At 59.5% G+C, this 22,631-nt stretch carries 21 protein-coding genes and 1 pseudogene; 10 read left to right on the top strand and 12 right to left on the bottom strand.

Annotated features, from left to right (window positions below):
- Position 1 precedes the first annotated feature (1 nt).
- The 4 genes from ACSOSP_RS01620 to ACSOSP_RS01605 form a co-directional block, all read right to left on the bottom strand.
- The gene (locus ACSOSP_RS01620; protein WP_455309188.1) at positions 2 to 1,576 is read right to left on the bottom strand and encodes a DHA2 family efflux MFS transporter permease subunit; all 1,575 of its coding nucleotides are present in this window, start codon (positions 1,574 to 1,576) and stop codon (positions 2 to 4) included.
- Between the two features lie 18 nt (positions 1,577 to 1,594).
- Complete coding sequence (locus ACSOSP_RS01615; protein ID WP_455309187.1) at positions 1,595 to 2,710, bottom strand: HlyD family secretion protein; 1,116 nt, start codon at positions 2,708 to 2,710, stop codon at positions 1,595 to 1,597.
- A gap of 84 nt (positions 2,711 to 2,794) precedes the next feature.
- A complete protein-coding gene (locus ACSOSP_RS01610) occupies positions 2,795 to 3,229 on the bottom strand; it encodes a MarR family winged helix-turn-helix transcriptional regulator (protein ID WP_455309186.1) in 435 nt (144 codons plus the stop codon).
- Positions 3,230 to 3,355: 126 nt separating this feature from the next.
- On the bottom strand, positions 3,356 to 4,285 hold the full coding sequence (locus ACSOSP_RS01605; RefSeq protein ID WP_455309185.1) for a LysR family transcriptional regulator: 930 nt from the start codon (positions 4,283 to 4,285) through the stop codon (positions 3,356 to 3,358).
- Positions 4,286 to 4,601: 316 nt separating this feature from the next.
- Between ACSOSP_RS01605 and ACSOSP_RS01600 the strand changes: the two genes are divergently transcribed.
- Positions 4,602 to 5,474, top strand: a complete 873-nt coding sequence (locus ACSOSP_RS01600; protein WP_455310800.1) for a helix-turn-helix domain-containing protein — start codon at positions 4,602 to 4,604, stop codon at positions 5,472 to 5,474.
- Here ACSOSP_RS01600 and ACSOSP_RS01595 read toward each other — a convergent pair.
- The 5 genes from ACSOSP_RS01595 to ACSOSP_RS01575 all read right to left on the bottom strand — a co-directional run bounded on the left by ACSOSP_RS01595 (position 5,460) and on the right by ACSOSP_RS01575 (position 9,567).
- Positions 5,460 to 5,816, bottom strand: coding sequence for a nuclear transport factor 2 family protein (locus ACSOSP_RS01595; protein WP_455309184.1), 357 nt, complete (start codon positions 5,814 to 5,816; stop codon positions 5,460 to 5,462). The two genes, ACSOSP_RS01600 and ACSOSP_RS01595, sit on opposite strands and share 15 nt — an antisense overlap.
- Positions 5,817 to 5,893: 77 nt before the next feature.
- Positions 5,894 to 6,334 carry a cupin domain-containing protein gene (locus tag ACSOSP_RS01590; protein WP_455309183.1) on the bottom strand — a complete coding sequence of 147 codons (441 nt, stop codon included), beginning with the start codon at positions 6,332 to 6,334 and terminating at the stop codon, positions 5,894 to 5,896.
- Positions 6,335 to 6,491: 157 nt separating this feature from the next.
- Positions 6,492 to 6,959, bottom strand: a complete 468-nt coding sequence (locus tag ACSOSP_RS01585) for a MaoC family dehydratase (protein ID WP_455309182.1) — start codon at positions 6,957 to 6,959, stop codon at positions 6,492 to 6,494.
- Between the two features lie 23 nt (positions 6,960 to 6,982).
- Positions 6,983 to 8,332 (bottom strand): MFS transporter, encoded by a 1,350-nt coding sequence (locus tag ACSOSP_RS01580; RefSeq protein WP_455309181.1) that lies wholly within the window; start codon positions 8,330 to 8,332, stop codon positions 6,983 to 6,985.
- A 26-nt stretch (positions 8,333 to 8,358) separates the two neighbouring features.
- Complete coding sequence (locus ACSOSP_RS01575) at positions 8,359 to 9,567, bottom strand: porin (protein ID WP_455309180.1); 1,209 nt, start codon at positions 9,565 to 9,567, stop codon at positions 8,359 to 8,361.
- A gap of 609 nt (positions 9,568 to 10,176) precedes the next feature.
- Here ACSOSP_RS01575 and ACSOSP_RS01570 point away from each other — a divergent pair.
- The 9 genes and pseudogenes from ACSOSP_RS01570 to ACSOSP_RS01530 all read left to right on the top strand — a co-directional run bounded on the left by ACSOSP_RS01570 (position 10,177) and on the right by ACSOSP_RS01530 (position 18,372).
- Positions 10,177 to 11,361: an acetyl-CoA C-acyltransferase gene (locus ACSOSP_RS01570; RefSeq protein ID WP_455309179.1), complete on the top strand. Its 1,185-nt coding sequence runs from the start codon at positions 10,177 to 10,179 to the stop codon at positions 11,359 to 11,361.
- 21 nt (positions 11,362 to 11,382) lie between these two features.
- Complete coding sequence (locus ACSOSP_RS01565) at positions 11,383 to 12,192, top strand: enoyl-CoA hydratase/isomerase family protein (protein ID WP_455309178.1); 810 nt, start codon at positions 11,383 to 11,385, stop codon at positions 12,190 to 12,192.
- Positions 12,193 to 12,194: 2 nt separating this feature from the next.
- Entirely contained in the window at positions 12,195 to 14,123 is a 1,929-nt protein-coding gene (locus tag ACSOSP_RS01560) for an acyl-CoA synthetase (RefSeq protein ID WP_455309177.1), read from the top strand.
- A 140-nt stretch (positions 14,124 to 14,263) separates the two neighbouring features.
- A complete protein-coding gene (locus tag ACSOSP_RS01555; protein WP_455309176.1) occupies positions 14,264 to 14,992 on the top strand; it encodes a TetR/AcrR family transcriptional regulator in 729 nt (242 codons plus the stop codon).
- Between the two features lie 24 nt (positions 14,993 to 15,016).
- A complete protein-coding gene (locus tag ACSOSP_RS01550; RefSeq protein WP_455310799.1) occupies positions 15,017 to 15,793 on the top strand; it encodes an oxepin-CoA hydrolase, alternative type in 777 nt (258 codons plus the stop codon).
- A 63-nt stretch (positions 15,794 to 15,856) separates the two neighbouring features.
- On the top strand, positions 15,857 to 16,300 hold the full coding sequence (locus ACSOSP_RS01545) for a PaaI family thioesterase (protein WP_455309175.1): 444 nt from the start codon (positions 15,857 to 15,859) through the stop codon (positions 16,298 to 16,300).
- 320 nt (positions 16,301 to 16,620) lie between these two features.
- Positions 16,621 to 16,917, top strand: a complete 297-nt coding sequence (locus ACSOSP_RS01540) for a type II toxin-antitoxin system RelE/ParE family toxin (RefSeq protein WP_455309174.1) — start codon at positions 16,621 to 16,623, stop codon at positions 16,915 to 16,917.
- 1 nt (position 16,918) lies between these two features.
- Positions 16,919 to 17,254: pseudogene (locus ACSOSP_RS01535) on the top strand (addiction module antidote protein); the annotation flags it as partial.
- Between the two features lie 158 nt (positions 17,255 to 17,412).
- Entirely contained in the window at positions 17,413 to 18,372 is a 960-nt protein-coding gene (locus ACSOSP_RS01530; protein WP_455309173.1) for a TIR domain-containing protein, read from the top strand.
- Positions 18,373 to 18,479: 107 nt separating this feature from the next.
- Here the strand turns inward: ACSOSP_RS01530 and guaA are convergent, their stop codons facing one another.
- The 3 genes from guaA to guaB all read right to left on the bottom strand — a co-directional run bounded on the left by guaA (position 18,480) and on the right by guaB (position 22,536).
- Positions 18,480 to 20,060: a glutamine-hydrolyzing GMP synthase gene (gene guaA / locus ACSOSP_RS01525; RefSeq protein ID WP_455309172.1), complete on the bottom strand. Its 1,581-nt coding sequence runs from the start codon at positions 20,058 to 20,060 to the stop codon at positions 18,480 to 18,482.
- 206 nt (positions 20,061 to 20,266) lie between these two features.
- A complete protein-coding gene (locus tag ACSOSP_RS01520; protein WP_455309171.1) occupies positions 20,267 to 21,073 on the bottom strand; it encodes a hypothetical protein in 807 nt (268 codons plus the stop codon).
- Between the two features lie 2 nt (positions 21,074 to 21,075).
- The gene (gene guaB / locus ACSOSP_RS01515; protein ID WP_455309170.1) at positions 21,076 to 22,536 is read right to left on the bottom strand and encodes an IMP dehydrogenase; all 1,461 of its coding nucleotides are present in this window, start codon (positions 22,534 to 22,536) and stop codon (positions 21,076 to 21,078) included.
- Positions 22,537 to 22,631 lie beyond the last annotated feature (95 nt).

Raw genomic sequence — 22,631 nt, 5'->3', positions numbered from 1 at the left:
CTCAATGCGCGTCCGGCGGCGGCGCGGCGTTGGAGATAGGCTGTGAGAAGAAGACACTGACGATGGCCACGAGGAAGCACAACGACAGGACATAGAAGGTGTCGGAATACGTCAGCACCAGGGCCTCGCGCAACACGAGCGCATGCAGGTTGGCGAGCCCCGATTGCGTCGCGTTCAGCGCATCGCCTGCGACCATCGACCAGTGAGATGTCTGCTGCGACAGTACCGCTTCCACTTCCGGCCGCCCGACCGTGACGCTTTCGTTCAGGCGCAGATAGTGGAAATTCAAACGGTCGTTGAGCATCGTCGCGCTGACGGCAATGCCGATCGCGCCGCCCAGGTTACGCATCAGGTTGAACAGGCCGCTGGCGGACTTCAGGCGCGATTGCGGCAGCGATCCAAGCGCCATCGTGACGATCGGCGGCACCGCAAACTGCTGACCGATGCCGCGCAGCGCCTGTGGCAGAAGCAGTTGCTGCCAACCCCAGTCATGAGTCAGAGGCACGTACAGGTAGCAGCCCAGGCCAAAACAGACGAGACCGAACATCAGCAGCGCACGCATGCTGATGAACCGGGCTGCGATCGCATAGGCGGCCAGCGCCAGCAATTGAAATCCACCCACCGACAGCAACGCAATGCCGATCTGCAGCGAATTGAAACCGCGCACCTGGCTCAGGAAGAGCGGCGTGAGGAAGACCGCCACGAAGATCCCGGTGCCGGTAACAAACGACAGCAGGCTGCCGATGCCGAAATTTCGCACCGCGAGAGCACGCAAGTCCACGATCGGGTCTTCCGCTGTGAGCGCATGCACGATGAACAGGAAACCGCAGACCGCCGACACCCACGTACATGCAATGATAATATGGTCTCCAAACCAGTTCTTTCGCGGCCCTTCTTCAAGCACGTACTCGAGACAGCCCAGAAAGCCGGACAGCAGCAGCATGCCGAGGTAGTCCCCTTTCTTCAGCAACGACAGATCGGGTTCGTCGATATGCACATACTTCGGGACCAGCGCCGCAACCGCCACTCCCGGCACGACGTTCAGATAGAACAGCCAGTGCCATGACCACTGGTCCGTGATCCAGCCGCCGATCACCGGACCGATGGCCGGTGCGAGCGAAGCCAGCGCACCGATCGTGGTGGAGGCAACCAGGCGCTGCTTGCCCGGGAACAGCACGAATGCGGTCGTGAACACGGTCGGGATCATTGCGGCGCCTAACGCGCCCTGCAAGCCGCGAAACAGGATCATCGAGTTGATGTCCCACGCCATCCCGCACAGCATGCTGGTGAGGGTGAAACCCACGGCGGAGGCGACGAATAGCCAGCGCGTCGAGAACACCTTCGAAAGCCAGCCGGACATCGGGATCACAAGGATCTCCGCAATCAGATACGCGGTCTGCACCCACGACAGTTCGTCCTGACTCGCGGAGAGCCCGCCGCCGATGTCCCTGAGCGAGGACGCAACGATCTGGATATCCAGGGTGGCCATGAAGAAACCGAGGCACATCAACGCGAAAGCAAATACCCGCTGCTTCATGGGCTGTAGTGCGGGATCGAACGGATGAGAAGTTGTCATGATGGGGATCCCGTGCGCTCAGTGAGCGCTCGATGTCTGCGTGCCGTCGGCGAGATGAACTTCGACCGTTGCCGAAAGGCCCGGACGCAGCACGCTTTGCGTCGCTTGCGTGCCGTCCGGGACGTTCAGGCGGATTCGCACCGGCACGCGCTGCACGATCTTGGTGAAGTTGCCGGTCGCGTTTTCCGGCGGCAGCACGCTGAAGGTGGCCCCCGTCGCCGGCGCAAGACTCTCCACGTAACCGTGGAACGGCACGCTCGACGCATCCAGTGCGACGTCTGCCTTGTCGCCGACGTGCATCTTCTTCAACTGGTCTTCCTTGAAATTGGCGTCCACCCAAAGATCGCTTGCCGGCACGACAGTCAGCAGCGGTACGCCTGTATTGGCAAGCATCCCTACCCGGCCGGTGCGGTTGCCGATATAGCCGTCCACCGGCGAGCGGATGGTGGTGTACTCCACGTTGAGTTCAGCCACCCGTCGCGCTGCGAGTGCCGTATTGACCCGCGCCTGCGCGTCGGTGATCTGCGCGCCCAGCACTGAGAGTTGCCGTTGTGCCGCGAGCACGGCGGCATCGTTGCTCTGCACCGCGGCCTGCGCCTTGAAGAAGTCCGCATCCGCACGCTCGACGATCTGATTGGAAACCGCATCGTCCTTGACAAGTTCGCGATAGCGCGCCCGGTCCTGGCCGCTGCGCGTCAATTCAGCCGACGATGCCCGCACTTGCGCCTGATGCTGATTGATCACCGCGGCCTGAAGAACCTGCTGGGCCTGCAACTCCGTGACAGCGGCGCGGGCGCTCTCGACCTCTGCACTCGCCTGGGCGAGCTTCGCGTCGTAGTCGCGCGAATCCAGACGGATCAGGACCTGGTTCGCCTTCACACGCTGGTTGTCCTGCACCAGGATGTCCGTGATGAAGCCATTCACTTTCGGCGCCATCACGGTGACGTTGCCGCCGACGTAGGCATCGTCGGTGGATTGCTCAAAGCGCAGCACGAAAAACCAGTAGCCGGCTGCGGCGGCGAGCACCAGCATCACCGCCCCCACGGCCAGGCGCATCCACGGAATGCGCCTAGCCTGCGTGCGTTCGGCGGGCGGCTCGGGAGTATCGGAAACGGGTAAGGAAGGACTCGACATGATTCACCTGTGTATATGCACTAATTTAAAGGGATTTAAATGGACGACTGCACCTGATGAGTGGTTCAGCGGCCCAATATTTCTTTAAGCTTTCGAAACGTCGCGCGTGACGCGGAAAAGCTCGCGTCTGAGGTAGGCCGCCTGCTGATGCCCGAACTTGCGCTCGAATTCGTCCTGGGCCGCGCGCCAGCGCACCATGGCCTCTTCAAGCTTCGCGTGGCCGCGGGTGGTCAGGACCAGTTGGAGACGCCGCTTGCCTTGCCCGTCAGGCTCATCGGCGACAAAACCACCGCGCAGCAACCGCCCGAGCACGCGCACCAGCGTGGTTCGATCCATCACCATTGCCTGCGCCAACTCGACCATCGTCAAACTTGAACCGCGCCCGAGCGCGCTCAGGATGCTGAACTGCGTCGGTGTGATGTCAGCCTCGGACAGATGCCGCTCGTAAAGCTGCGAGATGTGCCTGGCAGCCTGGCGAACAGCAAAACAGTCGTCGTTTTCGGGTGATTGAGTGTGCATGCGCACAGAGTAGTGGCGCGGCCATAGGCGATCAATGCTCGCCGGCGCAACAATTTATATCCGCCATGGAAGACTCGGGCTCGCGCATGGGCTAACGCAGGCCACACACCGGGATCTGATGAATCCTCAGACATCTTGGTCCGACGCCGTCGGCGCGCCGGACACTTCTTCAAAGAACGCGCAGGCATGCTCGATAAACGCCCTCACCTTCGCCGGCAGCAGCGTTCGCGTGTTGTACGCAAGGCGGATCTCGATAGCTCCGTCAACAATATCGAACTCGTCAAGGATGGATACCAGTTGGCCAGTGGCCAGCTCGGTCTGCACCAGCGCAACTGGGACCACGCCGATCCCGAACCCCTGCAACACCATTTCCCGATTGAAGATCGGATTGTTCGATGCAATGTCGTACGTCATCGGGATGATCAGATCATCCTGCCCCACGCGGAACGTCAGGACAGGTTTGCGCAGGGACGGCGACATCACGACGAACATATGTTCGGTTAGTTCGGACGGATGCCGGGGCCGCGAATGTGTCTGCAGATACTGCGGCGCCGCGACAATGCCAAGGGGAATACGCTCCAGCAATCGCGTGACTGTCGTGTCGCTATTCAACATGAAGGGCACCACGACCCCGAGGTCGTAGCCGTCCGCCACCAGATCGACCGGGCGCTCGGTCAGCGTGATGTCGAGACTCACCTTCGGATGCTTGTGCTTGAAGGTCGAGATCAGCGGCACAAGCCGGTTCACGGTCGCCGTCGTATGGGCGACGAGTCTCAGCACACCGCTCGCCTCATGCGTCTGCTTTGACGCCTGCGCTTCCAGCGCCTCCAGATCGTCGAGAATCCGCGAGCAGCCTTCATAGAAGTGTTCCCCCGCTTCTGTCAGCGAAACCTGGCGCGTAGTGCGGTGAAACAGACGGCTGCCCAGACGCTGCTCGAGTCCTGCGATGGCGCGGGACACGACCGGCGCGGTAACGCCCAGCATGTCCGCGGCGCGCGTAAAGCTTTTCGCTTCGACGACCGAGCGGAAAACTCGCAAACTCTCAAGATATTCCATACGGCTCCTTGGCCTAAGTTCATTGGTGCAACGAATTGGACGAGCGCCAGAATAGATGCGCGAGGATACGCGTGGAATGTAAGAGGCAAGCATCGATAGGGTACATCCTACTGCCCGGCTGCAAGTCAGCGCGCTAGCCTTTATCGATGTGGACCGCATGCAGAATTTGATCCTGTGACAGCAGGCGGCGCATGATGCGAAACGGAGACATGACGTGCGAAATCAAGCAATCGAATGGTCGAGCAAGAACGTGCCCATCGGTGACCTGACAGACGCCTGGCAATCGGTGTTGAGCAGCAGCTATCGCGAGTGGCAAATACCACGTCGTCTTCCCGCCACGTTTTTTGCTCACGTCAAAACGCATGACTTCGCTGGCGCGGACATTGTCGAAACGGTTTGCGACCCATGCTCGGGGCAACGTATGCGTGCCCAGTTGCGCCATGATGACGAACCTTATATTGGCGTACAGCTGACCACGGAAGGCCGGGAACGCTTCAAGATTGGAGACTCCGGGATCGAGGTCGCGTCGGGCGACGTCGTGGTCTGGACGACCGATCAATCTGTTGAGTTCGAGGTGATGGAGCGCCTGCACAAGGTAACCCTGATGATTCCGTGGTCTGTCATGCGGGAACACTTTCCCGAGCGAAAGCAGCCGCCTGTGGGCGGGAAAATACAAAGCCGGACGGGAGTGGGTTCCTTGCTGGCCGTTCATCTGCTGGCGCTGTCAAATGAGATTGCGACGCTCGATCCCGGTGTGCAAGGCTCCGTGTGCCGCTCCACCCTGGAATTGCTAGGCATCGCCTTGTCAGGTCAGCAACCATCCGCCTCGTTCGACGCAAGTGCGGCGATGCTGCGACGCGCCCAAGACTACATCTTGCAGCACTTGCACGAAGACGATCTTGGCCCGGCCCGCATCGCAGAAGCGAATCGCATCTCACTGCGATATTTGCATATGCTATTCCAGCGAAACGACGCGACGGTTTCGGGCTGGATACTGGACAGACGTCTGCATGCCTGCAAGCAGGCCCTTACGGATCCTGCGTACAGCCGGCAGCAGATAGCGGAAATCGCGTTTCGATGGGGCTTTAATTCGACAAGTCATTTCTGCCGGACTTTCAAGGAAAAGTACGGAGCCTCACCCGGTGAAATCCGCAGAGCCGTTTTACATGCGCCGTCAGGCCGTGAATGAGGTAAAGGTCTGCACCACGATTTTCCCATTGCGCACGAAAAGCGTGTCCGTCGCAAGGCAGACCCACGGCTTGGCTTCCCAGGCCAGATAGGCAACTTCTCCGGCGATGCTCTGGCTCGTGATTTTGAACGCTGGCCAAAAAGCGGGGTCCGCACCGTCCAGGAAAGCCGTGAAGAATCCCCTTATCTCCTCCAGGCCGTTAAAGGACTTGTCCGGCGTGATGATCGTGGAACTTTCATCGTAGTCCTTGAGAATTTCATCTACACCCTGCGCAAATGCGCCGAGATGATGCTCAAGCACCTGCCTGGTCGCAGCTTGCGCGTGGTCAGGAGAATTTGACATGGTAAGTTTCCTTGAGAAGCGAGTTCCGGTACTGGCGATGCCGTGCATCGCCAGTGCATGCTGTACCTGTTGTGGCGTCAGCCGGCGTAGGCGCGCTGCGCTTCGTCCCACGTGACGACCACAATGGGGCTGCCGTCTTCATTGATGAAGGCCAGCGGACCGAGGAAGGTCATGTAGAACTCGCTGTCTACGGGGAAATAGGTCTTGTCGTGTCGTGCGTTTGCTGACTCGTAGCCGTAGGCGGGGGCAACGACCGTATCGCCACCTTGTTCGTGACCTCCACGAACGTCCATGCGCCCTTTCGTCAGCAGGTATTCACCGGGTCCGACGTGAAGATGCGCATTGAAGGACGAGCCCGCAGGGCAATCGAAAATCGCAGTCCACGCGCCCATTTCTGGGGATGCGTGCAGCATCTTCCATCGAACGCCTCCTTGCGAAAGCGCGTCCGGGAATGTCTTCCACGCAATGTCATTGATCTGAACTGCTTCTTCGCGGACTTTCGGCTTGATTTCCATCATCGTCTCCTGGTTTGCGCCGATCAACGGTGGATTCGGCTCACTCTGTAGGTGAATGAACGATAGCTCAGGAAAAGACACAAGCATTGCCCCGTAGCGCATGCCGGGTTGTCTGTCAGTGCAGTACGAACGCCGGCGGACCTCCTTCTCATTGCGCCGGTCAAGGGCGACCCGCTAGCAGTCGCTTCGCGGTGTAAGACACGACGAGCTCGCCCCGCTGATTGCGTACATCGACTTGACTGGTGACAACGGCGCGGTTGCCTTTCGACGTCGGCTTGACTTCCTGCACCTCAATGATCGCATCGATCTTGTCGCCGACTTCCACGGGGAGGTGAGTCTTGAGCGCCATCTCGAGAAGCGCGAGGCCCGTACCCTGGATCATGGTCTGGAATAGCATTCCCTCGATCAAACCGACCGTCAATGCCGCAGGAACCGGACGTCCGCGCATGGCGCCGTGTTCGTAGTCCGCATCAATGAAGATGGCTTCAAGCATCCCCGTGGCGTTGATGAAACCTATCAGGTCGCTCTCGGTGACCGTGCGCCGGTGCGTTCGAAAGCGTTGCCCCGGGTCGATGTCTTGCCAATAGAACCCCTGCCCCAGCAAAATTGCACCCTGTGTATGTTGCATCGTGTTGCCCCATGAATTGGTTGTTACAGATCCTGCCCGGGTGCGCATTTTTCGCTGCCTGGCACTGGCGTCCATGCGAATAGCGCGATTGCCGCGATGGCTTGAATGCAGGCGACGGTGAGGAAACTGCTCGTGTAGTGGCCGGTCAGTGTTCTCACCAGACCGGTGAGCCAGGGCGTAAAAAAGCCCGCCATATTTGCAGCAGAACTGATGAATGAGATTCCAACCGCGGCCGCACTCCCCCTCAGGATGCGCCCCGGAATTTGCCAGAACAGGGAAATGCCCGCACCTGTCCCCGCCAGCGCAGTGACCAAGAGGACAAACGTCGCCACCCGGTTTTCATGCCAGACAAACACGAGCGCGATCAGGCTCACCACACTGACCACCGAAGCCACCGCGCAGTGGTAGCGAATCTCGTCGCGGCGAGCCGCGTGGGACGAGAAGGCCACGTTCAGGAGCGCCCCCAGAAGGCAAATGGCCGCAAGCGCGTTGCCGATAGCCGAGTACCCCCCGAAACCCGCTTCTTTCAGAATGGTCGGTATGTAGAAGGACAACGCCGCATTCGCGCTCAGGATGCAAAAGTAGATGAGGATCAGGTTCCAGATCCTTGGCGTTCGCAGCGATGCCCAAGGCCTGTCTTCGCGGCCGGCCATCTTGCTGTTTTCCTGCGCAAGATCACTCTCGATCAAGCACTTTTGTTCGTCGGTCAACCAGCGTGCCCCAGCCGGACGATCAGGCAGCACGAATACCGCGACGCACCCGAGCAACAGCGTTGGCGCGGCCTGGAAGAGGAACATCCAGCGCCACCCTGCGACGCCCAGATACCCGCTCATGTGTTCGAGCACCGCGGAGCCTGTCAGGCCGACGACAACCGTCGAGCAGATAGCGGCTGAATGGAAAATGCTGAAGTTCCGCGTGCGGCGTTTGGCCGGAAACCAGTAGGTGAAGTACAGGATGACGCCGGGATAAAACCCCGCTTCGAAAACACCAAGCAGGAATCGCAACGCATAGAAGGTCATCGGTCCGTGAATGAACGTCATCGCGATACTCGTCGTACCCCATCCGATCGTAATCGCGGCAATGGTTTTCCGGGCGCCCACGCGTTGCTGGAACAACGTGCTGGGCACGCCGAAGATCACGTAGCCCAGGAAGAACAGCCCGGCGCCGAAACCGTACGCGGCCTCGCTGAAATGCAGGTCCGACAGCATCTGCAGCTTGGCGAAGGACACGTTCGCACGGTCGACCCACGCAAGCAGCCAGAGCGCGAACAGCAGCGGAACGATGCGCCACTCGGCGCGCGCGTACGCCCGCTTCAAGGTTGCGTCGGCATCCTGATGCAGCGCCGGGCGGATTGTATCGATTGGTGAATTCATGTTCGTTTCCATGGCGGCCGGCTCGCTCAGAAAGTCGTGCGCATGCCGACGGTGATTGCAGTCTGATTCCGCCCGATGGTCGCGGCATTGGAACTGACCGGACTGCTGTTCACGCCGGCGCCCAGCGTGCCGCGCGGCTTGTTGTTCACGAACGCGACATCCGTATAGAGGGACGTGCGCTTCGAAAGGAAATACTCCCCGCCCACGCGGTATAGATTAGCTCCCGCTGTGCTCTGCTGCAGGTCCTGCAAGTACAGCCAGTCACCCGTGACACGCAATGCGGGGGTTACCTGCCACGCGACTGCCGTGAAGTAGTAATTCTGGTTCGCTCCCGTGGTCGGGTTGCGGAATTTGATGAAATCAAAGCCGGTTTTTACTGGGCCGAAGGTGTAGTTGACGGCCAGCGTGTAGGCACGTAGCCAGTTCTCGCTGGTAGCGCCCGTCGGATCGCGTGCGTCGTAATAAGCGGTTAGCAATTCCAGCTGCCCGCCTTTCCAGTTCAGGTTTGCAGACCATGCTTGCTTGTTCTGGAATTCTCCGGCGGTCCCGCCGAACGAGTACAAGGCGCTTCCCGAAAAGCCGAAACGATTCGCGGGGAGTTCGTATTTGACCGAGTTGTTCAGCCACTGATAGAGGAACCCGCCGTTCACTGCGCTATTTGCGCCCGTCGCAGCGGCCGCTGCCGAAAGCGCTGGATTGATGTTCGACGAGTTCTGGAAAATGGCATTTGCGAGCGACCCGGTCAGCGAGAAACCGGTGATGTCTGCCGCGTCATAGGCGTCGTAAAGCGGTGTCCAGTTGCGCCCAAGCTTGAGCGCACCCCACGGCGCGACGACCCCCACGATCGCCCCGCGATCGAACAGCGAGTTCGTCGCGTTGGGAAATGGCAACCCGAAGTCGCCGGCGCCGCTCGAGGGATTAAAACCGCTTTCAAGCCTGAACGTGATCCGGGTCCCACCGCCAATGTCCTCGAAGCCGATCAAGCCCCATCGGCTGGTTGCATGATTGTTGCCGGAAAACGATATCGCGCTCGCCGACTTGCCGTCTGCAACACCGGCGTTGGTTCGATACACCAGCCCGGCGTCGATGAGACCATAGAGCGTCACCGACGATTGCGCGTGCGCCCCGTGCCCCGCTGTTCCCAGCAGGACGCCGAGCGCACCCAGCGACCGGGCGACCGTGCGATGCGTCCCGCTTCTGCCACCTCTCGAATTCCACTGTCTCCTCCTGAACATTCTCATCTCCTGGCGCTTCGTCATTGATTTACAGTTGCGAACGTTTGTTTTCTTGAATTCTGATATTAATTATTTCGTAATACTAATAATCAGATACGTGAAACTTGCTCGAGAAAAACGAAAAAATCCCCGATCGGTTGTTTTTCGATCGTCTGGCGACGCTGCCTTTTCGATCACGTCCCCGAGACTGCTGTCCAGTCTCACCGCGATGGAGTTGATAGCCGCATCCGTGCCTCAAATCCATCTATATATCCACCGTCTACATCCTAGTAACGGGGAGAACGTCCGTCAAGCAGCGGGATCTCACTTCAGGGCTAACACCTATGGCGTGCCGGCACATCAATTCATCACGAAGAAACGTTCACGATCTCTTGAAAATGCTTATGCAATAAGGCTTTCATGGCGATTCTGAGATTTTTTGGATTCGCATGAGAGTCAACGTATACCCCAATGCATCACGTTTTAGGTTGACGATGAGCTTGGCGAATTACTACGATATAGACAATGGATACATAAGCAATATTCAACTGTTTATACGACGAATGTATCCGCCGTCCACATTGCACGCCTTATCCGGCGTGCTTGCATAACCGTAACCTGGAGATATCCATGAACCGAGCAGTTATCGTGTCGTACGCACGCACCCCAATCGGCAAAGCGACGCGCGGCGCGTTCAACCAAACTCACGGCGCGACCATGGCCGGCCATGTGATCAAACACGCTGTCGCGCGTGCCAATCTCGATGGCGCCGAAGTGGAAGACATCGTGTTTGGCTGCGGCCAGCCCATAGCAGCAACCGGCGGCAACATCGCGCGCGCTTCCGGCATTCGCGCCGGTTTGCCGGTGTCCGTGAGCGGTACTACATTGACTCGTTTCTGCGCGTCGGGACTACAGGCGGTCGCCTTTGCAGCGCAGCGCGTGCTGGTAGACAAGGTTCCCGTCATGGTGGCGGGCGGCGTCGAGTCCATCAGCCTGTCGCAGCCGGTCACGCTCAAGACGGCGCAACGCGAAGCGTGGCTTGCCGAGCATCGCCCGGATGTCTATACCCACATGATCGAAACCGCCGAAACGCTGGCGAGCCGTTACCACGTCACGCGCGAGCGTTCGGATGCGTTCTCCCTGCAAAGCCAGCAACGTACGGCCCGTGCGCAAGCGGCCGGTATCTTCGACGATGAAATCGTGCCCCTGGCGTCTCTGAAAGGAATCGTCGATAAAGCGACCGGGGAAACAACCACGGTGGAGTGCCTGCTGACGCGGGACGAAGGCAACCGTCCGGACACCACGCTCGAGACCCTCGCGGGGCTACCGCCCGTCAAGGGTGCAGGATTCCAGGTCACGGCCGGTAATGCGAGCCAGTTCTCCGACGGCGCCGCGGCGCTCGTCATCATGTCAGAGCAGGAGGCCGAGCGCCGCGGCCTTACACCGCTCGGCTACTTCATCAGCCTCGCTACAGCAGGTGTGGAGCCCGACGAGATGGGCGTGGGACCGATCAAGGCCGTGCCGCGCCTGCTCGAGCGCAACAACCTGGGCATCGACGACATTGATCTCTGGGAGCTGAACGAAGCATTTGGTTGCCAGGCGACCTATTGCATCGATGTCCTCGGTTTGCCTGAGGAGCGTCTCAACGTGAACGGTGGCGCCATCGCGATCGGACATCCATACGGCATGACGGGTGCGCGCCAGGTCGGCCATATTTTGATGGAAGGACGCCGGCGCAAAGCGAGATATGGCGTCGTCACCATGTGCGCCGCAGGTGGAATGGGTGCGGCCGGTTTGTTCGAATTCATCCATTGAACCTTGGGAGGCGACTCAGTCATGTCTGATTCAACGGCTAACGCAGCAAAGACGGAATACGGCACCGTGTTCGTCGACCGGGACGGAAGTTGTGCTGTCGTCACAATGAACCGGCTTGAAAAATACAACGCCATCAACAACGCGTTGCGCAGCGACCTCTATGAAGCTTTGTCCGCGCTGATCGCGGACCGGTCAGTGCGGGGCATTGTGCTGTGGGGCGGTACGAAGGCGTTCGTTGCAGGCGGAGATCTGAACGAGATGCTGGTGCGGCGTCCCATGGATGTCTTCACGCCGACAAGCGGCACACCCGATTTGTGGGCGCTTATCCACAACAGCATCGTGCCTATTGTCGCCGCCATTGCGGGACCCTGCTTCGGCGGTGGTCTGGAACTGGCGATGGCGTGTGATCTGCGGGTAGCCGCGGACAATGCGCAGATCGGCCAGACCGAGACGAATGTCGGGCTCATTCCGGGGCGCGGAGGCACGCAGCGGCTTGTCCGGCTGGTAGGCGCGACCAAGGCGAAGGAGATGATCTTCACTGGCGAGGTGATTACGCCAGACGAGGCGTACCGGATCGGTCTCGTGAACAAGGTGGTTCGTCCCGCCGAGTTGCTTGATGAGGCGAAGAACTATGTACGCAAGATTGCAGAGAAGTCTCCTCACTCCATCGCGCTGGCCAAGCTCCTGATCCATGCCGGCCAGGACGCCAATCTCGACGTTGCGCTAATGATGGAGTCCCTCGCGTTCTCGGCGCTCTTTAGCACCGATGACATGCACGAGGGCGGAAACGCATTCCTCAACAAGCGCCGGCCAGTTTACAAGGGTTCCTGAACATGTCTAAAACGGTGATTGAATCGTGCGTTGAAACGCCGGCATCCAGCGATGACCTGCGGCTCATGGTCCGCACCATGGCGGATGTCGAGGCGTTCGAACAAACGCCGCTTGCCGAGCGGCACCTGCCCGACAGCACCTACGCGATGCTGCGCGAGACAAGCATACGGCAGTCGGGCGCGGCGGCGCTGCATTACTTCGACTCCGGCGACGAACTGGACCGGGCGAGCACGATCACGCACGGGCAATTGTTTGAAAGGATCACGCAGACAGCCAACCTGCTTCACTCCCTCGGCATCGGTCCGACCGATGTGGTGGGCGTGATCATGCCCATCACGCCTGAGTCGCAATACGCCATTTGGGGCGCGGAGGCCGCCGGCATCGTCTGCCCGGTAAGCTGGATGCTCGAGCCAGAAATCATTGCTGCATTGCTGCGGCAAGCGGGAGCCAAGGCAGTGATTGCTTATGGCCCGGACGGCGATATCGAAGCATGGCACAAGACCATGCAGATCCGTCAGGACCTCCCGGAGGTCAGGCACTGGATCAAGGCGGGCGGCGCGGCAGTTCGCGACGGCAGCATCGTCGATTTGCTCGCGCGCCTACCCGAATTCAACGGCAACAGCCTGGACAGCGGCCGGATTATCGCGCCGTCCGACATTGCCTCCATGTTCCACACTGGCGGCACGACCGGCACGCCCAAGCTCGCGTTGCACACACATGCCAACGAAGTCTTCATGGCGTGGATCAGTGGTTTGCAGTACGACGTTCGACCCTCCGACGTTCGCGTATGCGGCGTCCCCATGTTCCATGTCACGGGCGTCCTGACCAGTTGCCTGATGCCGCTCGCGGTCGGCGCGTCGGTGGTGTTGTTGTCGGCCAGCGGCTGGCGCGATCCATCAGTCATCCGAAACATGTGGAAAATCGTTGAGCGCTTTCGTGTCACCACGCTCAGCATGGTGCCGACGGTCGTCAATTTGTTGCTGAACATCCCGCTGCAAGGCGCCGATATCAGCTCGTTGAAGGCAGCTACCTGTGGCACAGCGCCCCTCTCGGCCGCTGTCGCCGAGGCGTTCACCGAGAAGACCGGCGCGACGCTGATCGAAGGCTATGGCCTGACCGAAGGTACTGCACTGAGCGCGACCAACCCGCGCTATGGGGAAGCACGCGTGGGATCGATCGGCTTTCGCTTCGCCTATGAAGAACTGAAGGCGGTGAAGGTGGCGAACGGCCGTATCCTGCGCGATTGCGCGCCGCTTGAACCGGGCATTGTCGTGGTGCGTGGTCCCAACATTTTTCCTGGCTATCTCGGCAGCGCTCACAACGAGGATATCTGGCTGGACGGCACCTGGTTCAATACGGGTGACCTCGGATATGCCGATGAGGAAGGTTACTTCTGGCTCACGGGGCGTGCGAAGGACCTGATCATTCGCGGTGGCAACAATATCGACCCTCGCATGATTGAGGAAGCCCTGTACCGGCATCCCGAAGTGTTCGACGCGGCAGCGGTCGGCATTCCCGACGCGCACGCCGGCGAATTGCCGGTCGTGTATGTGGCGTTGAATGCGGGCTCGACGTATCCGCTCGGACGTCTCAAGCACTACGCGTACGAAGTCATTCCTGAGCGTGCTGCAGTACCGAAACAGTTCTATGTCGTCGATGCGATTCCGAAGACATCGGTCGGCAAGATTCAGAAGAACAGCTTGCGCAACGACGCCATTCGCCGCGTTCAATGGCAGATGCTGGCCGATGCGCAGGGACAGCCGCCGGTGCCCGTGGTGGATATTCGCGTCGATGACCGGGGGGACCGCGGCGTCTTGTCGACGCTGGTGATGCCCGCAACACTGACGGCCGAGCAAAGAGATGAGGCGATCGCCAAGGTTCGCAGTGTTTTCGCTACGATGGTCGTCAAGTACGAGTTTCTGTTCGAATGACGTTGGCATGTCAGGGGGAGTTGCATCGCTCGGCGGGGCTGGTCCGGACCCGTCTGGCACACCTTTTTTCGCTGCGGCGTCCGCGTTAAACTTGACCTCCCGTTATCCCCCTGCCGACCTTCACTCGACTCTCATTCGCCATGACCAAAGCCTTGCCTGCCGCCGTTCGACGCCCGTATCACCACGGCAATCTGCGCGAAGAGATGATCCGCTGCGGCCGGGAGATTCTCGCCAGCGAGGGCATCCACGGACTGACGTTGCGCTCCGCCGCGCGGCTCGCCGGCGTATCTCACGGCGCGCCGCGCAACCAGTTCGCGGACAAGGAAGGACTGCTGGCTGCGATCGCCACCGAGGGCTTCTGGGAATTGATTACCGTTCGGCGTGCGCGCCTGCTGCCCGAAATGACCGCAGAGGCACGCTTGCTCGTGGTGATGGATGGCTATATTGAGTTTGCGATTACGCAACCTGCCCTGTTCTTCCTGATGTTCGGGCCGCAGATCGTGGGTAAGGAGCACTATCCTGAGTTGCTCGCCGCGGGCAACGCTTCGTATGAGTTACTGCATGGGGCCGTGGAGGATTACTTCGCCGAGCGTGGCGCAAGCGAGCGTTTCGACGAGTTGAAAGTACGATGCGCGTGGTCGGCCGTTCACGGGCTCAGTATGTTCTACAGCGACCGTCCGGTCGGACCCAGCCTTAAACGCAAGGTGTCGTTCGAGAAGTGGCGTCAGGGATTGCTCAAATTCATCCTGACCGGGTTGATCGCCTTCGAGGACGACAGCAACGACACAGGCAACCCGCCGCCACCGGCCAAAAAAGTGGCAAAACCGCGCGCAAAAAGGGGGCCGGTCGAAGGCGCCGGCACGGCATGACTTCCTGTGGAGACGATCCGCACTATGCAAGGGCACCTGTTATCTGAACAGCGCGACGGCACGCTGTTTCTGACTCTATCGAACCCCGCAGCGAGAAATGCGCTGGGGCCGGCGCTGTACGACGCGCTCGCGAAGGCATTGTCGGACACGGCTCTGGACGACGCCATCCGCTGCGTGATCCTGAGCGGTGCCGATGGTGTATTCAGCGCGGGCGGGAACCTTGTGCGGCTGCTCGGCAACCGGTCGCGTCCCCGCTCGGTCCAGGCTGACAGCATCGAGGGGCTCAACCGGTGCACGGCCGCAATTCGTGCTTGTCCGAAGCCGGTGATAGCCGCCGTAGAAGGGTTCGCAGCCGGTGCTGGATTCTCCATCGCCCTGGCATGCGACTTCATCATTGCCGCCGATAACGCGAAATTCGTCATGTCCTATATCAAGGTAGCGCTGACACCCGACGGAGGCGGTGCATGGGAGCTCGTGCGAAGCCTGCCGAAGGCGGCGGTGAGTGACGCCCTGTTAAACGGAGCGGCTTTGGACGCCGGGCAACTTGCCGCGTACGGGGTCGTGAACCGCACTGTCCCGCCCGGGTCCGCAATCGACGCTGCGAAAGAACTCGCCCAGTCCTTGGGACAGCGTTCGCCACACGCGTTGGCTTTGATGAAGCGACTGATCCAGCAAGCGGGATCGCAAGATCGAACTGCCTATCTGGAGCGCGAAAAGATGACGTTTCTGGACGCGCTTTATCACAGGGATGGTGGCGAAGGCATCACTGCTTTTCTTGAAAAACGTCAGGCATCCTATTGATTTGACAAACACAACCCTCCGCATTGAACACTTCATTTTTGACTGACCAGGACCGATCTTCGAATGACTCCCACTGCTGAACACGCAATGAGTGGCCTTGAAACGTTGCGGCGTCAAATCGACGAAGGTCGACGAGCGCCGATGGGCGAGACACTGGATTTTCAACTCATCGAAATAGACGAAGGCGTCGCGGTCTTTGCGGCCTCGCCGGCAACCAAAACCTACAACCCGCAAGGGACCGTTCACGGCGGCTTTTCAGCGGCGTTGCTGGATTCGGCATGCGGTTGCGCGGTCCACTCGTGCCTGAGCGCCGAACAAGGCTATACGACGATTGAACTGAAGGTTTCTTACCATCGCCCGATCACGGTCAGGACAGGTCCGGTTCGGGCAGAAGCGAAGGTCATCTCGATCGGAAAACGCATCGCGTTCACCGAGGGCCGGCTGACCGACATGTCAGGGCGTCTCTACGCATCGGCGACGTCAACGTTGATGGTCCTTCCGCGATGACGTGGTTACGCGTGGTATTGAGAAAACGCGAATTGAAGTTGCTCGGTTACTTCCGGTGACTTTTGACCGCACTTCGGCTATTGGACTTTCACTGGAGAGGGAACCGATTTCACTCCCATTCGATTGTCAATCCGATGCTGGAGCCCTGCGTCTGGGGCGTTTCCGCCGCTCGCGTGACGTCGATACCGTCATCGATACCGTCAGACTCCGTCCAACGCGATCGTCATTGGGACGATCGCCCCATGCCTAGCGATCAACAGGGTTTCACCGGTCGGTGCAGGGGCTTGATAATTCCGTAACCCATAAGTTACAATTTGAGCATGACGAAGCTGATCAATACGCCCGAATTTGACACTTGGCTCTCCCGCGTGCGGGACCGCCATGCGGCGACGGCGATCACTGGTCGGCTCAGCCGGGCACGGTTAGGCAACCTTGGACACTGGCGCGCGGTAGGCGACGGTGTCTCGGAGATGAAAATCGATGTGGGCAAGGGCTACCGTGTCTATTTCACGCAGCGTGTTGACGTGCTGGTGATCATCTTATGCGGCGGCGACAAATCTACGCAGGCCGCAGACATCAAGCGCGCCAAGGTCATCGTAAAAGAGTTGGAGCTTTGACATGAAAGTCAGCGAGTTGATGGAGTTCGACGCGTCGAAGTACCTGAAGGATGAAAACGACTACAGGTTGTATCTTGCACAAGCATTTGAAGGTGGAGATCCGGTCGAGATCCAGGCGGCACTTGGCGACGTTGCCAAAGCACGTGGTATGACGACACTCGCACGCGAGTCGGGCATCGCACGCGAAGCGTTGTACCGCGCGCTCTCCAACAAGGGAAATGCCGAATTCGCGACGATCATGAAGGTGATCGGGGCAATGGGCCTGCACCTCACGCTGGCAAAGCCCGAAGCAGTGCCGAAGGCGGCCGTGAAAACCAAAACCGCGACGAAGGCCGTCGTGGAGAAAAAAGCACGGCCAGTCACGAAGCGAGTGGGCAGCACGACCTCGAAAGGCCGTACCCGAGCCAGCAGTGCAGCACACACCTGACTCTCAATGAACTTCCCCTGAATTTTCGCCTTCCAAGAGGTCGCGTAGAAACTCGACGGAAATATTAAATGGACGATAAGAAAACAGTGTTCATTTCATACGCGTGGGGTGGACCACTCGCAAAAAAAGAGTGGCTGCGCGACGATATCGTGTTGCATCTTTCGAGCGAGTTTTCGGTATTCTGGGATCGGGACAGCATCACGTTTGGCGAAACGGTTGACGAAGCCATATCAAAAGCTTTGGCCGAAAGGCCACTTACCGTCCTTTGCCTGTGCGACCAGGAATATATAGCCTCGGCATCTAAAGTCGGTTCTGGCTTACATCGCGAACTCACAATGTTGGCTCAGATTGTGGACTCAGAGAATGTTCGCGTCATCCCGATCATTCTCGATCGAGAGTGTCGTTCCGATCTCCCAGCAGCGCTTGCAGGAAGAGCATATTTGGATCTGTCGTCACTACATAGCAGGGGGCTGTCCTTGTGTTATGCGATGTTGGCCGTCACGACCGGAGGTACGCAAGCTCAGCTAGTCGCCTTGTTGTCCGACCAACTGCGCACCGCTGATGTGCGAGAAAAAGCACGAACCTATTTTAGCCATCTGCCAACAACGCTTCGCGGCAACGGCCTCACTCATGTGGTGAAAGATAGCCGAGGCGACGCTCTGCTTCCACCGCAATGGATGTGCAATAGCAGTCAGTGGAAATACATGCTGTCTGACGAAGAGGAGACCTTTTGTCCATCCAAGGGCATCTGGCACTGGGACCGTTGGTCGCCATCTCGAGGCATGTGCGCCTTGGGAACAGCGGCTTGCGCCGCGTTCTTTTCAAATAAGACTGACATTGACGATATCGATGCGATCGAAAGGGCCGGACTACTACTTGCAGAAAGCTATTTCAGATTCGTGAAGAAGACGGAGTCCTTCATTCTGGATCCGGACGATCTTGTCAGCGCACTGATAAGCAGGCACGGGGGCATTGATCTTTTGGAACGACTTCTTTCGTCACCGCCCGTGACTGCTCCTGTGTCGTGAAGAGGCCGGCCACCGGCGTCTATGGCAATCGGCAAAATAGCGAAGCACTTCAGCGTGGTTTATCGACCACCACAAGCCCTTGATTCAAAAGGGAATTTCAAGAGCCATCATTCCCACTCAATCGTAGCCGGCGGCTTCCCCGAAATATCATAAACAACGCGATTAATCCCGCGAACCTCATTAATGATCCGGTTCGAAACATGCCCTAACAGCTCATGCGGCAGGTGAGCCCACTGCGCGGTCATGAAGTCCAGCGTCTGCACGGCCCGGAGAGCAACCACATACTCATAAGTGCGCCCATCGCCCATCACACCCACGCTTTTCACTGGCAAGAACACCGCAAAAGCCTGGCTGGTCAGCTCATACCAAGACTTCCCCGATTCCTTATCAACCGTATTCCTCAACGTTTCGATAAAAATCGCATCGGCGTGACGCAGCAGCTCGGCGAACTCCTTCTTCACCTCACCCAGAATCCGCACACCCAGCCCCGGACCCGGGAACGGATGCCGATAAACCATCGCCGGTGGCAGCCCCAACTTAACGCCCAACTCGCGCACTTCGTCCTTGAACAACTCACGAAGCGGTTCAAGCAACTTGAGGTTCAGCGTCTCCGGCAAACCACCCACGTTGTGATGACTCTTGATCGTATGACCCTTCTTGCCCTTGCCTGCCGACTCGATCACATCCGGATAAATCGTCCCTTGCGCGAGCCACTTCGCGTCCTTCAGCTTATTAGCTTCCGTCTGGAACACTTCAACAAACTCGGCGCCAATAATCTTCCGCTTCGCTTCAGGATCCGTCACCCCGGCAAGCTTCGATAAAAACACATCGCTGGCATCAACATGAATCACCTTCACGCCCAGGTGATCAGCGAACGTCGTCATGACCTGCTCGGCCTCATTCAGCCGCAGCAACCCATGGTCAACAAAAACACACGTCAATTGCGCGCCAATCGCACGATGCAAAAGCGCCGCGGCCACCGACGAATCCACGCCGCCCGACAACCCGAGAATCACATGCTCATCACCGACTTGCGCGCGGATCTTCTCCACCGCTTCATCGATGTAATGCCCCATCTCCCAATCCGCCCGCGCGCCGCACAACTCGAGCACGAAGCGGTCGAGCATCGCGCGTCCCTGCACGGTGTGCGTGACTTCCGGATGCCACTGCAGGCCGTAGAAATGGCGCTCGTCATCGGCCATCGCAGCGATCGGGCAAGACGGTGTGGATGCCATCAGCTTGAATCCGACCGGCATGTCCGACACCTTGTCGCCGTGGCTCATCCACACTTTCAGCATGCCGTGACCTTCGGGCGTCTGGAAGTCTTCGATGTTATTCAGGAAGCTCGTATGGTTATGCGCCCGAACTTCAGCGTAACCAAATTCACGGACGTTGCCGAGTTCGACCTTGCCGCCGAGCTGTTCGGCCATCGTCTGCATGCCGTAGCAAATGCCGAGCACCGGCACGCCGAGATCGAAGACGATTTGCGGCGCGCGCGGCGAGCCGTGTTCGGTGACCGAATTCGGGCCGCCCGACAAAATGATGCCCTTCGGCGCGAACTCGCGAATGAACGCCTCATCGACGTCGTACGGATGGATCTCCGAATACACATGTGATTCGCGGATGCGTCTTGCGATCAACTGGGTGACTTGGGAGCCGAAATCGAGAATCAGGATCTTGTCGTGCATGGCAGCGGCCGGAAGGCAAGTGAACGGAAATGGTTGGTAAAAGCGAAAACACAAGCAGCAGGAACCAAGTCCCGCGCATCGCATTACGCAGAAAGTTCAACGGCCGGCGCTTGACGCCGACCGCAGCAAGACAGGTTCATCGAGACAACGAAACGCAACGCTCCGTGTCTCGACAGGCATTCGATCGACCCTGCACGCCCAAACGGTCAGCGCGGATCGCGTCGAACCGGATCGATGAACTGGCCGGTCACCGGATCGACCGTGCGCCCTGTGACAGGATCGATCGGGCGACCCGTTTCAGGATCGAGCTTATGACCGCTGACGGGATCGAACGCGCGACCAGTGGCGGGGTCCAGCGAGCGCCCCGTGGCCGGATCGATGACATGTCCGGTAGCAGGATCAAAAGCAGTCGCCGATGGCGCCGGCGCAAGGGGACGCGCAATAGCCTCCCCCACAACGGGTTCACTATCCCAACGCGGATTCGCCGGAGCGACGGGGTCCGACGACAAAGGCCTTGGCTGCGGAGTGACACGCTCGACACGCTCGTCCGCCTTGGTCTTCGCAGCACGCTTCTCGGCGCGGCCAGCCGCGGCAGCGCCAGCCAGCGCAGCGCGTTCACGCCGCCGCACCGCCCCTGACAGCCTCACGCTGCCCAGTCCCAGGACCAGCATGGCCACGCCGACCAGCGCCGCGATCACCTGACCAAACCCCGTCAGCTCGGGTGTACGCAACCCAAGCAGCCAGACCATCATCACCAGGCCCGACAGCCACTCCACATGCCCCGACACCTTGGCCGCGGTCGCAGTCAAAGCGCCATCGATAGCCGCATGAACCGCCAGCCACGCAATCCCGATCAGCGCGATCCCGAACAATTGTCCGACAAACGGCGGCTGCACGGTCACGAGATGCATCGATGCCCACAACGCTGTCCATGGCGTGAGCAGGAACAGCACGCCAAAGGCCAGGAAAATCAGTGCATTGATGACAAGAACAGCGCGCAGCAGCGGTTTCATGGTCAGTCCACGTGGTAGTTGGGCGCTTCCTTCGTGATCTGCACGTCGTGCACGTGCGACTCGCGCATGCCCGCGCCCGTGATCTGGACGAATTCGGCCTTGTCGTGCATTTCACCGATATTGCGGCAGCCGCAATACCCCATGCTCGCCCGGACGCCGCCGACCACCTGGAACAGGATGGCGTTGACGGAGCCCTTGTAAGCCACCTGCCCTTCGATGCCTTCAGGCACGAGCTTGTCGATATTCGCCGAGTTGTCCTGGAAATACCGGTCCGCCGCGCCGTCCTTCATCGCGCCGACCGAACCCATACCGCGGTACGCCTTGAACTGGCGGCCCTGGAACAGGAACACGTCGCCGGGGGATTCTTCCGTGCCGGCCAGCATGCTGCCCATCATCACGGCGTCCGCGCCGGCGGCAAGCGCCTTGCTGACATCACCGGAAAAACGAACGCCACCGTCGGAGATCACCGGCACGCCCGAACCGCGCAACGCGTCCGAAACATTCGCCACCGCCGTGATTTGCGGTACACCCACACCCGCCACGATCCGCGTCGTGCAGATCGAACCCGGCCCGATACCGACCTTCACGCCATCGGCGCCATATTCCACGAGCGCCTTGGCGGCTGCGGCCGTAGCGATATTCCCGCCGATCACTTCAATGTGCGGATAGTTCTGCTTCACCCAGCGCACACGTTCAAGCACGCCCTGGCTATGACCATGCGCCGTATCCACGACGATGATGTCCACGCCCGCCGCCGACAGCAGCTCAACGCGCTCTTCATTCTCCGGACCCACGCCCACTGCCGCGCCAGCGCGCAGCTTGCCGTGTTCGTCCTTGCAGGCATCCGGGTGTTCGGTCTGCTTGGTGATGTCCTTGACGGTCATGAGGCCGCGCAATTCGAACGCGTCGTTGACCACCAGCACACGTTCCAGCCGATGGCTGTGCATCAGCGCCTTGGCTTCGGCGAGCGGCGTGCCTTCCTTGACGGTCACGAGACGTTCACGCGGCGTCATGATCTTGCGCACTTCGTCGTCGAGACGTTCTTCGAAGCGCAAGTCCCGGTTCGTCACGATGCCGATCAGTTTCGGCCCTTCCACCACCGGAAAGCCGGAAATGCCGTGCTGCCGCGTGAGAGCGATCACATCGCGCACTTTCATTTGCGGCGGAACGGTAATCGGATCGCGCACCACGCCGGATTCGAAGCGCTTTACTTTCGCGACTTCGCGGGCTTGTTCGGCAGCGGTAAGGTTCTTGTGAATGATGCCGACACCGCCGAGCTGGGCCATCGCAATAGCGAGCCGGCCTTCGGTGACTGTGTCCATGGCGGCGGACAGCAGGGGCATATTCAGGGAGATCTTGCGGGTAACCTGTGTTTTCAGGCTGGTGTCGCGCGGGAGAACGTTGGAAAACGCGGGCACGAGGAGCACGTCATCGAACGTGAGTGCTTTCTGGATCAGACGCATGGCAAATCCTATGGGCGCAAAACCGAATTATACCGATAGTTCCCCGGATTTTCACTGCCCGAACAGCAGCTTACGCGGTGTTCCCCATTTTTTAC

The organism is Caballeronia sp. KNU42, from assembly GCF_053760385.1.
Note: the sequence above shows the minus strand (reverse complement) of the source record. Positions and strands in the feature narration are given on the sequence as shown.